The following is an 11995-nucleotide window of genomic DNA, read 5'->3' as shown; positions in this document are numbered from 1 at the left end:
TGAAATCGGGGCTCTCGGCAACGGAACGGCCGCGCTCCTGGTGCACACTACTGGCCGGGCCCCTGAGGCTCTCGTGGCCCTCGTCCGCAGACGCTCTGCGAAAGAGGGGCGCAGGGCCGATGGAGCACCCTCATTACCCGGCCTAGGACGCCTGGGAGCCCTGGTAGCCGCCGGAGAAGGAGGACAGGCTTGTCGGCCGTGTGAGGCTGCGCTCCGACGCGGGTGAGCAAAGATTACGGTTTAAGCAAGATGCTCACCTTGCCGTCCGCGGGTTCGCCATGATGCCAGTGTGCTGATGAACCTCCTCCCTGGACTCAGGGATTTGCGAACGCCACTTGCGGCTGGGTACGTGTGGCTTGTTGGCCTGTGGTTTCTTCTCCGCGATCACGCGCCGGCACGAAAGGGAGCAACCGGCATTGCACTGTCTGCCTATAAATTGATCGACATCGTCGGATCTCCGGCACTGCTAGCAGCCGGTTCCTTCGTTGCGTATGTCGTGGGCAGCTCCGTGTCAATTACACCGGGAAGGCTACGCAAACAGATCTTCACATGGGGCGGCCTTAGCCTTGGCCGGAAGATCTTCCGAAGCGTGCCACTTGCCCAGGACATGGGCCCGGATGAACCTCCCCTTGAGGTCCCCCTTCAAGGCCATGTCCCTCCCTTTGTTGATCATGGTTCACTTTATAATCTTCGTGGCCACCTTTGGGAAATGGCCCGGGAAGCTGCGCCTGAGTTCTATGCGGGATCGGCGCGCGAAGACCTGGGCTGGGAGGGCACAGAGCAAGACATCATTCAGAATCTTTCCGACGTCTCCATGCATCTCCAAATTGGGAAGCCAGAGCTATATCAGGACTATGATCGCATGGCCTCCGAGGCCTCATTTAAAGTTAACGTGGGATTGGCGATTGGCGTCCTTAGCGTCGCACTCACCGCCGCCTCAGGCAACTTGTGGTACGCGATACTACTCGCCCCGGTAGCTATAATGATGCGGAGCGGCATTCATCGGCAACAAAGTGCAAACAACCTACTCGTAGCGGTAATAACTTCCCGCGTAATCACGGTACCCGCACTGAGCAGGTACGAGCAGGCGCTCCAAAAAAAAGAGCAGCGCTACAACCAGCAAGCCGCCGCCTAAAGGCGTTGACACGATGGACCCGACTTGCGGCCTTAGCGTCTGCTGCCCAAGGCCTCATGGGGCATCCCAGTGCACGCGCGGGGAAGGATTCGACGAGCAGGCTGAATCAGCCAGGCTCAACGCCGACAATGAGTAACGATCTCGCGCCCGACGATGCGACTGCACGGGCGCCGCGCAGAAGCCCCCCAGCGACGCCAGGGGGCTTCTTGCTTGACTCGGGGCTCAGGCGGGATTTCAGGGCGCCACAGGAGCCTCCTGCGGCTTCTCAGACCCACTCAATCGAGGACTCGATGCCCGGGGCACTCCGGGCGGCGGGCAGAGGGGTCTTCTGGCCGCCTTGCCGGGCCTCCCTCGCGGGAGTGGCGGGCTCGGCCGGGGCGCGCGTCAGGTTGAACGCGTCCAGGACGAGCCGCCGCTCACCCTCAGGGAGACTGTGAATTAAGTCACACAGGTCGCTGACCGTGTCACCCATGCTTCGGGCTACTTCTGCTGGTCAGCGCCGTTGACGACGCTCAGCGGGAGGAGCTTCTTGCCCGTCGGGCCGATTTGTATGGCCGTCTGCATCTGGGGGCACACGCCGCAGTCGAAGCACGGGGTCCAGCGGCAGTCGTCGACCTCGACCTCCTCCAGGGCGTCCTGCCAGTCCTCCCACAGCCAGTCCTTGTCGAGGCCGCTGTCCAGGTGGTCCCAGGGCAGCACCTCCTCGTAGGTCCGCTCGCGGGTGGTGTACCAGTCGACGTCGACGCCGGTGCCGGCCAGGCCCTTCTCGGCGCAGGCGATCCAGCGGTCGTAGGAGAAGTGCTCGCGCCAGCCGTCGAAGCGGCCGCCGTCCTCGTAGACCGCGCGGATGACGCCGCCGACCCGGCGGTCGCCGCGGGAGAGCAGGCCCTCGATGATGCCGGGCTTGCCGTCGTGGTAGCGGTAGCCGATGTTCTTGCCGTACTTGCGGTCACCGCGGATCGAGTCGCGCAGCTTGGCCAGGCGGGCGTCGGTGTCCTCGGCGGACAGCTGCGGGGCCCACTGGAACGGGGTGTGCGGCTTGGGCACGAACCCGCCGATGGAGACGGTGCAGCGGATGTCGTTCTGGCCGGTGACCTCGCGGCCCTTCTGGATGACGTTCTTCGCCATCTCGCCGATCTGGAGCACGTCCTCGTCGGTCTCGGTGGGCAGGCCGCACATGAAGTACAGCTTCACCTGGCGCCACCCGTTGCCGTAGGCGGTGGCGACGGTGCGGATCAGGTCCTCCTCCGACACCATCTTGTTGATCACCTTGCGCATGCGCTCGCTGCCGCCCTCGGGGGCGAAGGTGAGGCCCGAACGGCGACCGTTGCGGGACAGCTCGTTGGCGAGGTCGATGTTGAAGGCGTCGACGCGGGTGGACGGCAGCGACAGGCCGATCTTGTCGTCGGTGTAGCGGTCGGCCAGGCCCTTGGCGATGTCGCCGATCTCGGTGTGGTCGGCGCTGGACAGCGACAGCAGGCCGACCTCCTCGAAGCCGGTCGCCTTGAGCCCGCGCTCGACCATCTCGCCGATGCCGGTGATGCTTCGCTCCCGCACGGGGCGCGTGATCATGCCGGCCTGGCAGAAGCGGCAGCCGCGGGTGCAGCCGCGGAAGATCTCCACGGACATCCGCTCGTGGACGGTCTCGGCGAGCGGGACGAGCGGCTGCTTCGGGTAGGGCCACTCGTCGAGGTCCATCACGGTGTGCTTGGACACCCGCCACGGCACGCCCGGGGCGTTCGGCACGACGCGGCCGATCCGGCCGTCGGCCAGGTACTCCACGTCGTAGAACCGCGGCACGTAGACCGCACCGGTGCGGGCCAGGCGCAGCAGCACCTCGTCGCGGCCGCCGGGGCGGCCCTCGGCCTTCCAGGCGCGGACGATGTCGGTGATGTCGAGCACGGCCTGCTCGCCGTCGCCGACGACCGCGCAGTCGATGAAGTCGGCGATCGGCTCGGGGTTGAAGGCCGCGTGGCCGCCCGCCAGGACGATCGGGTCCTCGTCGGTGCGGTCCCTGGACTCCAGCGGGATGCCGGCCAGGTCGAGCGCGGTCAGCATGTTGGTGTAGCCGAGCTCGGTGGAGAACGACAGGCCGAAGACGTCGAAGGCCCTGACCGGGCGGTGCGCGTCCACGGTGAACTGCGGGACCCGGTGCTCGCGCATCAGCGCCTCGAGGTCGGGCCACACGCTGTAGGTGCGCTCGGCGAGCACGCCCTCGCGCTCGTTGAGCACCTCGTAGAGGATCATGACGCCCTGGTTGGGCAGGCCGACCTCGTAGGCGTCGGGGTACATCAGCGCCCAGCGGACGTCGCAGGCGTCCCAGTCCTTGACGGTCGAGTTCAGCTCGCCGCCGACGTACTGGATCGGCTTCTGGACGTGCGGGAGGAGGGCCTCCAGGCGTGGGAAGACCGATTCGACAGTCATGTACTAGGAACCCTTACGACGTGATTCGGTGCCGCGCGCATCGACAGGCGACGGCTGGGAGGGGTGACCCTCAAGGGTAGCCCAATCCGGGGAACGGCCTTCCGGCCGCACACCGCGCCCCGCTCCCGCCCCGCTCCCGCGCCGGAGCCCCGCCCGCGCTCCGGCGCGACCCTCCCCGCGGGCGCCCGCCCCCGGCACGCGCAGTGCGCGCCCGCCGGCCCGCGCCGTCCGCCGTTGACATGTCCGGAGCGCCCGTGCGGTACTGACAGGGCGCCGTCAGAGACCTCTGCACCCCTTCCGGACAGGGGAGTTGGGCCGTACGCTCAGGCCCTCGCCGACTCCCTCACCCCGGCGACCCGTTCCCGGCCCGCAGCGCCCCCGTCCCCGGCTGCGCAGGCCGCGTCCAGCGGTGCGGCCCGCTCCCCGGCGGCCCGGCGACCGGGGCCCGCGGGTGCACCGGAAGGACGCCCAAGGAGAACCATGACCGACACCGACCGGCGGATCCGTCCCTCCCGGCCCCTCGACACCCGGCCGGCCCGCTACCCCACCGCGGCACAGACGGAGGCCGCGGCACGGCGGCTCGCGCTGCGCCACCCCGAACGGTGCCGGCTGCGCGAGGCGGGCCGCTCCCGGGCCGGGCGCCCGCTGCTGCTGCTCTCCGTCGACCGGGGGCCACGCGCGGTCCTGGTGGTCGGCGGGCCGCACCCGAACGAGCCGGTGGGGACGGCCAGCGCGCTGCGGCTGGCCGGGCTGCTGCTGGACCGCCCGGCCCGGCCGGGCGTCTCCTGGCACCTGCTGCTCTGCCTGGACCCGGACGGCGCCGCGCTCAACGCGGGCTGGCTGGACGGCCCGCTCACCATGGACCGGCACTACGAGCACTTCTTCCGCCCCTCCTTCACCGAGCAGCCCGAACTGCTGCCGGCCCCCGGCTCCGGCCTCCCGCCGATGCCGGAGAGCCTGGTGCTGACCGGCCTGATCGACGAGCTGCGCCCGTTCCTGCAGTGCTCGCTGCACGGCGTGGACTTCGGCGGTGCCTTCGTCCAACTGACGGCTCCGGTGCCGGGGTTGCCCGAGCAGTTCGCCTGCTCGGTGCGCCGCGCGGGCATCCCGCCGGACGTCGACTCCTTCGACGCGATCGGCTGGGCCAGCCCCGCGCCGGGCACCTACCTGATGCCCTCGGCCGACGGCGCCGACCGATCCAGGGCGCTGCCGGACCGCCCGGAGCTGTCCACCTGGTCCTATGCCGGGCGCCACGGCGGGGTGACGGCCGTGCTGGAGGTACCGATGTGGGCCGTCGAGGCGGTCGCCGACGGCCGACCGCACCCGGCGGTGGAGCGGACGGTCGGCGACGCGGCCCGCACGCTGCGCGAGCGCGCCGAGGAGCTGTCCGGCCTGCTGGCGCTGGTGCCCTCGCACGCCCGGGCGGCGCACGGCGAGCTGGTGCGCGCGGCGGAGTTCACCCTGGAGGTCTGCCCGGCGGTGGCGGACGAGTGGGTGGCGCGCTGGTGCGCGGAGCCGCTCACGGTGTCCCGGGTGACGGCGGCCGGGATCGTGGCGGCCCGGATCCCGCTGCGGGTGGCGTCGATGCTGCTGCGGTTGCTGGCGGACACCGGCGGTCCGGCGGTGGAGGCGGCCCGGGTCCGCGCCGGGGCGGTGGCCGCCGAGAGCCTGGACCGGCTGCGGGCCGGGTTCGGCGCACAGTGGGTGCCGGTGCGCACGCAGGTCGCCCACCAGACCAGGACGGTGCTGGCCGCCGCCGACTGCCTGCTCTGACCGCGCCCGCCCGGCCGCCGGCCCCCGTGGGGGCGCACGACCGGGGCGGGAACGCCGAGGGCCGGCCCGGGAGGACTCCCGGACCGGCCCCGGTGAACGGGCCGGTCGCGCCGGCGGGCCGGTCAGGCCGCTATCGGCCGCTGGCTGCGCACCGCCTGCAACAGCCCGACCGCGAGCCAGACCGCGAACATCGACGACCCGCCGTAGGAGACGAAGGGCAGCGGGATGCCGGCCACCGGCATGATGCCCAGGCACATCCCGATGTTCTCGAAGGCCTGGAAGGAGAACCAGGCGATGACCCCGGCCGCCACGATCGTCCCGTACAGGTCGGTCGCCTGGCGGGCGATCCGGCAGGCCCGCCACAGCACCACGCCGACCAGCACGATGATCGCCAGCGCGCCGACGAAGCCGAGCTCCTCGCCGGCCACCGTGAACACGAAGTCGGTCTGCTGCTCCGGGACGAACTGCCCGGTGGTCTGCGTCCCGTGGAAGAGCCCCTTGCCGGTCAGGCCGCCCGAGCCGATCGCGATCCTGGCCTGCGCGGTGTTGTAGCCCACGCCGGACGGGTCCAGCTGCGGGTTGGCGAAGGCGGCGAAGCGGTCGATCTGGTACTTGCTGAGCACGCCGAGCTTCCAGATGGCCACGCAGCCGCCCGCGCCGGCCAGGAGCAGCCCGAGCACCCAGCGGTTGGCGGCGCCCGAGCCGAGCAGGATGCCCAGCACGATCGCGGCCATCACCATCACCGAGCCGGCGTCCGGCATCAGCAGCACTATGCACATCGGCAGGCAGGCCCAGACCAGGCCGCGGAACACCGCCCGGTGCGAGGGGTACTCCCGCTCCCCGGCGTCCACCTGGTCCGACAGCACGACCGCCATCGCGAGCACGATCGCCAGCTTCGCGAACTCGGCGGGCTGGATCGAGAAGCCGCCGCCCAGCTGGATCCAGGAGTGCGCGCCGTTGATGGTCGAGCCGAGCGGGCTGAGCGTGGCGAGCAGCATGAGGATCACGCCGACGTACAGGAACGGCACCAGCGTGCGGAAGCGCCGACTCCCTATGCCTATCACCACCGCGCACAGGACCAGCCCGACCACCAGGTTGGTGAGGTGCCGGTACAGGAAGTACTGCGGGTCGCCGTGGGTGAGCGAGTCGCGTCCGCGGGTGGCGGACCAGACCAGCAGCGAGCTGCCGAGCGAGAGGGCCAGCGCGGCCAGCAGCAGTATCCAGTCCAGCCGCCAGAGCGGGGAGTCCTTGGCGAGGGCCTTGGAGACCCCGCGGCGCTGCGGGGCCAGCCGCAGCTGCCGGTACGAGCCGTAGGAGGTCATGCCCGCCCCCTTCCCGGGCCGCGGTTCGGTTCGAGTGCGTCGCCGGCCGCGGTGCCGAGGACGGGCCGGTCGGCCGGCTGCGGCGGGTCGAGGAAGGCCGGGGCCGCGGCCGGCAGGTCCTGCACGGCCGACAGGGTCAGCGGCGCGGGAGCGGCCTGCGCGGCGCCCGGCAGGGCCGGGTCGGCGGCGGTGCCGCGCGCGGGGTCGGCGGTGACGGTGTACGCGGCGGGCTTGATGACGGCGGTGCCGTCCGGGTTGAACTTCGGCAGCTCGGTCTGCGGCGCGGGCAGCAGCGCCTTGCCGTTGTCGATGTTGCCCTTGTCGTCGACGCCGTAGAGGGCCTGGTAGATCCGTCGGATCGCGTCACCCGAGCCGCCGGAGCCCGTGCCGCCCTGGCTTATCGTCATGACGACCGCGTAGTCCTTGCTGTAGGTGGTCAGCCAGGAGGTGGTCTGCTTGCCCTCGACCTCGGCGGTGCCGGTCTTGGCGTGCAGCTCGATCTTGTTCTGCGGCCAGCCGGCCCCGGCGAACTTCCAGGCCGCGGTGCCGCTGGTGATGACGCCCGCGGTGGCCTGGTCGATGTAGCTCAGCAGCTTCTGGTCGCCGGGGAACTTGGCGTCCTCGTGCGGGGCGATCTCGCGGACGAGATCCCCGCTCGGGCTTATCACGGCCTTGGCGACGGTCGGCCGGTAGAAGGTGCCGCCGTTGGCCAGCGCCGAGTAGATCCGGGCCATCTGGACCGGGGTGACGAGCGTGTCGCCCTGGCCGATCGCGAAGTTGACGGCGTCACCGGCGCGCATCTGGTAGCCGTCGACGCAGTTCTCCCGGGCGATCTGGTCGGAGAAGCTGGTGCCGCCCTTCTCCGCCTGCTTGCACCAGGCGTCCTTGTTGTTGTCGAAGAAGGACTGCTTCCACTGCCGGTCCGGCACCCGTCCGGTGACCTCGCTGGGCAGGTCGATGCCGGTCTTGGCGCCGAGGCCGAACTGGTGGGCGGTCTTGAAGAACCAGTCGCCCGGGTCCTTCTTCGGCTTGATGCCGCCGTCCTTCATCCACTGGTCGTAGGCGAGGCCGTAGAAGACGGTGTCGCAGGAGACCTCCAGGGCCTTCTCCAGGGAGATCGCGCCGAAGTTCTCGCTCTCGAAGTTCTTGAACTCGCGGCCGCCGATGGTCATGCTCTTCGGGCAGTCGTACCGGCCGTCGAGCGAGTAGCCGGCCTGGACGGCGGCGGTGGTGGAGATGACCTTGAAGGTCGAGCCGGGGGCGGACTGACCCTGTATGGCCCGGTTCAGCAGCGGGAAGTTGGAGTCCTTGCTGGTCAGCGACTGGTAGTCCTTGCCGGTGATGCCGCCGACCCAGAGGTTGGGGTCGTAGGTCGGCGCGCTGGCCATCGCGACGATCCGCCCGGTGTGCACGTCCATCACGACGGCGGCGCCGGAGTCGGCCTCGTAGTTGCGGTTGGTGACCTTGTCGAAGGTCTTCCGGGCGTCGGCCATCGCCTGGGCCAGGTTGTCCTCGACCACCTTCTGCACCCGGGCGTCGATGCTGGTGACCAGGTTGTTGCCGGTCTGCGGGGCGGCGGTGCCGGCGGTGCCGATGACCCGGCCGAGGTTGTCCACCTCGAGCTGGGTGATGCCGGCGGTGCCGCGCAGGTCGCGGTCGTAGACCGACTCCAGGCCGGCCCGGCCGATCTGGTCGGCCGGCAGGTAGCGGTCCAGGCCGGTCTTGTCGGCGGTCTTGCTGACCTCCTCGTCGGTGACCGGCGAGAGGTAACCCAGCACCTGGGCCATGTTGGCGCCCTCGGCACCGGTGTAGCGGCGCACGGCGGTGGGCTGCGCGGTGATCCCGGGGAAGTCCTCGCGGCGCTCCATTATCTGCATCGCCTGCTGAGTGGTCGCTTCCTTGGTGACCGGGATCGGCTGGTAGGGCGAGCCGTTCCAGCAGGGCTGCGGGGTCTTGGCGTCGCAGAGCCGGACCTTCTCCTGCACGTCCTTGGCGGGCATGCCCAGCACCTCGGCGAGCCGGGTGAGCACGGCCTTGCCGCCGTCCTTCTGCTGCAGCAGCGAGGTGCGGCTGACGGAGACCACCAGCCGGGTCTCATTGCCGGCCAGGATCCGCCCGGAGGCGTCCAGGATCTCGCCGCGGACGGCCGGTTCGACGACCTCGCGGATGTGGTTGCCGGTCGCCTTGGCGGTGTAGACGCTGGCGTTGCGGATCTGCAGGTACCAGAGCCGTCCGCCGAGGGTGGCGAGCAGCGACAGCACCAGGATCTGCAGCACCACCAGACGGATCGTCACCCGCCGGGTACGGCCGGTCTCGGGGATGTTGCTCACGTCTCGTGCGCTCCTGGGTGCGGGAAGTCGGGAGGTCGGGGGCCGGGGCGGGGCCGGTTACGGGCGCTTGGCGAAGCCGGGCACGCGGCGCTTCTTGTAGGACGGGCCGGTCGAGACCTCGCGCGTGGTGCGGTAGCGGGCCAGCGTGCCCAGGCCGGGGCCGCCCTCGTCGTCGCCGCTGGCGGCGGTCACCGGGTCGCGCCCGAAGCGGCGGCCGGCGAGCATGACCAGCGGCACCACGAAGGGCGCCAGCAGCAGGTCGTACAGCAGGGCGCTGATCACCAGGCCGCCGAGGCCGACGTGCCGGGCGGCGGTGTCGCCGACGAGGGCGCCGACCATCGCGTAGAGCAGGGTGGAGGCGACCGCCGCGGCGGCCACCACCAGCAGCGCGCTGGAGACGGACCGCTGGCGGCCGTGCTCCGGGCGCAGCAGCCCGGCGGCGTAGCCCATCAGGCAGAGCACCAGGGCGTAGCGGCCGATCGCGTGGTCGGAGGGCGGGGCGAGGTCGGCCAGCAGGCCGGCCGAGAAGCCGACCAGGCAGCCGCCGGACGGCCCGTAGACCATGGCGAGGCCGACCACGACGAGCAGCAGTATGTCCGGGGTGGCCCCCGGCAGCTGGAGCCGCCCGAAGACGCTGACCTGCAGGATCAGGCCGAGCAGGATCAGGACGGCGGAGACGGGGATGCGGGCGAGGCGCATGGCTCAGTTCCCCCCAGTGGGCTTGGCGGGCGGGGCGGCGGAGGCGGCCGGGGCCTGTCCCTGGGCGGGTGCGGCGGCCGGGCTCTGGGCCTGGGCCGGCGGCGGGACGCCGTCGCGCGGGTCGGTGCGCGGCGGTACGACCACCACGCCGACCAGGTCGAGCCGGGTGAACTGGACGAAGGGCTCGACCATGATGGTCTTGGTCAGCTGGCCCGGGGTGGCCTCGACCTCGACCACCTTGCCGACCGGCACGCCGGGCACGAAGGGGCGGCCGCTCTGCGAGCCGAAGGTGACCAGCCGGTCGCCGTTCTTGACCTGGGCCTTGCCGTTGAGCAGCGAGACCTTCATCGGGCTGGTGCCGCCGCCGGAGGCGAAGCCGATCTCGCCGCTGCCCTCCAGCCGGGTGCCGGCCGAGAAGCCGGGGTCGGAGGCGAGCAGCACGGTGGCGGTGGTCGGGGCGACGGTGGTGATCCGGCCGACCAGGCCCTGTCCGTTGATGACGGTCATGTCGCGGGCGAGTCCGTCGTCGCTGCCGGCGTCGATGGTGATGGTCCAGGAGAAGCCCTGGGCCGGGCCGATCGCGATGACCTGGGCGGCCTTGACGGTGTAGCCGCCGGCACCGGCGGTGCGCAGCAGGTCGTCGAGCTGCTTGGTGCGCCCGGTGGCCATGTCGGAGGAGGCCAGCTTCTGCCGCAGTTCGGTGTTCTCGCGGGCGAGCTGGTCGGTGCGGCCGCTGTCGGTGGCGGCGTCGCGGAAGGCGCGGACGGTGTCGGCGACGGGGTCGACGACGGTGGCGGCACCCCGTTCGACCGGGCCGAGGACGCTGGCGGCGGCGTGCCGGGCGCCGCCGAGCGGGGAGTCCTCACCGCCCTTGATGTCCACGGTGATGAGTGCGAAGGCGACCGCCACCAGCAGGATGAGCAGCAGCCGGCTCTCTCGTGTGTCCCTCACGGTGCTGGTACTGCCCCTTCGTACCTGGCCGGCCGCCCGGGCTGTGGGGCTCGGGCGGCGGCCCGTTCAGTTGAGTGTCGGATGTCTCGTCGGTGCTAACGGCGCGGCTGGGCGTCCAGTACCTGCTGGAGCGCCTCGAACTCCTCGACGCACTTGCCGGAGCCGAGCGCGACGGAGTCGAGCGGGTTCTCGGCGATGTGGATCGGCATGCCGGTCTCGCGGCGCAGCCGCTCGTCGAGGCCGCGCAGCAGGGCGCCGCCGCCGGTGAGCACGATGCCGCGGTCCATGACGTCGCCGGCCAGCTCGGGCGGGCACTGGTCGAGGGTGGTCTTCACCGCGTCGATGATCGAGTTGACCGGTTCGTCGATGGCCTCGCGGACCTCGGCGGCGGAGATGACCACGGTCTTGGGCAGGCCGCTGACGAGGTCGCGGCCGCGGATCTCGGCGTGCTCGTCCTTCTCTCCCTCCAGGCCGAAGGCGCTGCCGATGCTCATCTTGATCTGTTCGGCGCTGCGCTCGCCGAGGAGCAGCGAGTACTCCTTCTTGATGTGCTGGACGATCGCGTTGTCCAGTTCGTCGCCGGCGACCCGGATGGACTGGGCCGTGACGATGCCGCCGAGGGAGATGACGGCGACCTCGGTGGTGCCGCCGCCGATGTCGACGACCATGTTGCCGGTGGCCTCGTGGACGGGCAGGCCGGCGCCGATGGCGGCGGCCATCGGTTCCTCGATGATGTGGACCTGGCGGGCGCCGGCCTGGGAGGAGGCCTCGATGACGGCGCGGCGCTCGACGCCGGTGATGCCGGAGGGGACGCAGACCACGACCCGCGGGCGGGCGAGGTAGCGGCGGCGGTGGATCTTGAGGATGAAGTAGCGGAGCATCCGCTCGGTGATCTCGAAGTCGGCGATCACGCCGTCCTTGAGCGGGCGGATGGCGACGATGTTGCCCGGGGTGCGGCCGATCATCTTCTTGGCCTCGGCGCCGACCGCGAGGATGCCGCCGGTGTTGGTGTTCACCGCGACGACGGACGGCTCGTTGAGGACGATCCCCTTGCCCCGGACGTACACCAGCGTGTTGGCAGTTCCAAGGTCGATCGCCAAGTCGCGGCCGATGAACGACAGGTTGCTCGCCATGGGGTGAGGTGCCTTCCCGGGCTCGGAGTTCATGGGGGGTGGACGAGAGCGCGCGCCCGCACGGGGGCGGAGACCAGCTGAGCTGCCTTACCGGGCCCTTGAGTCGCGTCCATCGTAGTCACGCCGCGCGGTACGGACGTCGACGTGGGGCATACCGTCCATTGTCCGGAGCGTGATCGCTTCTCCGAGCATTGGGACGCCGTGTCGGCGCCCCTGGTTGCTTATTTC

At 70.8% G+C, this 11995-nt stretch carries 8 protein-coding genes; 2 read left to right on the top strand and 6 right to left on the bottom strand.

Features of this window, described 5'->3' with window-relative positions; all coding sequences use genetic code 11:
• The first annotated feature begins 289 nt into the window (after nt 1-289).
• The gene (locus ACIRS1_RS02855; RefSeq protein ID WP_402836350.1) at nt 290-1135 is read left to right on the top strand and encodes a hypothetical protein; all 846 of its coding nucleotides are present in this window, start codon (nt 290-292) and stop codon (nt 1133-1135) included.
• Nucleotides 1136-1615: 480 nt separating this feature from the next.
• Here ACIRS1_RS02855 and ACIRS1_RS02850 read toward each other — a convergent pair whose 3' ends face one another.
• Complete coding sequence (locus ACIRS1_RS02850; RefSeq protein ID WP_402836348.1) at nt 1616-3559, bottom strand: TIGR03960 family B12-binding radical SAM protein; 1944 nt, start codon at nt 3557-3559, stop codon at nt 1616-1618.
• Between the two features lie 480 nt (nt 3560-4039).
• Between ACIRS1_RS02850 and ACIRS1_RS02845 the strand changes: the two genes are divergently transcribed.
• The gene (locus ACIRS1_RS02845) at nt 4040-5332 is read left to right on the top strand and encodes a M14 family zinc carboxypeptidase (RefSeq protein WP_402836346.1); all 1293 of its coding nucleotides are present in this window, start codon (nt 4040-4042) and stop codon (nt 5330-5332) included.
• Nucleotides 5333-5454: 122 nt separating this feature from the next.
• Here the strand turns inward: ACIRS1_RS02845 and rodA are convergent, their stop codons facing one another.
• The 5 genes from rodA to ACIRS1_RS02820 all read right to left on the bottom strand — a co-directional run bounded on the left by rodA (nt 5455) and on the right by ACIRS1_RS02820 (nt 11755).
• On the bottom strand, nt 5455-6654 hold the full coding sequence (gene rodA, locus ACIRS1_RS02840; RefSeq protein WP_402836339.1) for a rod shape-determining protein RodA: 1200 nt from the start codon (nt 6652-6654) through the stop codon (nt 5455-5457).
• Nucleotides 6651-8984 carry a penicillin-binding protein 2 gene (gene mrdA / locus ACIRS1_RS02835; protein WP_402836337.1) on the bottom strand — a complete coding sequence of 778 codons (2334 nt, stop codon included), beginning with the start codon at nt 8982-8984 and terminating at the stop codon, nt 6651-6653. Before mrdA ends, rodA begins: the two co-directional genes overlap by 4 nt.
• A 57-nt stretch (nt 8985-9041) precedes the next feature.
• Nucleotides 9042-9683: a rod shape-determining protein MreD gene (gene mreD, locus ACIRS1_RS02830; RefSeq protein ID WP_402836335.1), complete on the bottom strand. Its 642-nt coding sequence runs from the start codon at nt 9681-9683 to the stop codon at nt 9042-9044.
• A gap of 3 nt (nt 9684-9686) precedes the next feature.
• Nucleotides 9687-10634 (bottom strand): rod shape-determining protein MreC, encoded by a 948-nt coding sequence (mreC, locus tag ACIRS1_RS02825; RefSeq protein ID WP_402836333.1) that lies wholly within the window; start codon nt 10632-10634, stop codon nt 9687-9689.
• Between the two features lie 95 nt (nt 10635-10729).
• Entirely contained in the window at nt 10730-11755 is a 1026-nt protein-coding gene (locus ACIRS1_RS02820; RefSeq protein ID WP_030256393.1) for a rod shape-determining protein, read from the bottom strand.
• Nucleotides 11756-11995: the final 240 nt, after the last annotated feature.

The organism is Kitasatospora sp. NPDC101176 (assembly GCF_044768035.1).
GTDB lineage: Bacteria > Actinomycetota > Actinomycetes > Streptomycetales > Streptomycetaceae > Kitasatospora.
This window is presented reverse-complemented; position numbering and strand designations above follow the sequence as displayed.

What these genes read in the sequence shown, in the direction of transcription:
- ACIRS1_RS02850 (WP_402836348.1), bottom strand. Translation starts at nt 3,559, where the DNA reads ATGACTGTCGAATCGGTCTTCCCACGCCTGGAGGCCCTCCTCCCGCAC.
- ACIRS1_RS02845 (WP_402836346.1), top strand. Translation starts at nt 4,040, where the DNA reads ATGACCGACACCGACCGGCGGATCCGTCCCTCCCGGCCCCTCGACACC.
- rodA (WP_402836339.1), bottom strand. Translation starts at nt 6,654, where the DNA reads ATGACCTCCTACGGCTCGTACCGGCAGCTGCGGCTGGCCCCGCAGCGC.
- mreD (WP_402836335.1), bottom strand. Translation starts at nt 9,683, where the DNA reads ATGCGCCTCGCCCGCATCCCCGTCTCCGCCGTCCTGATCCTGCTCGGC.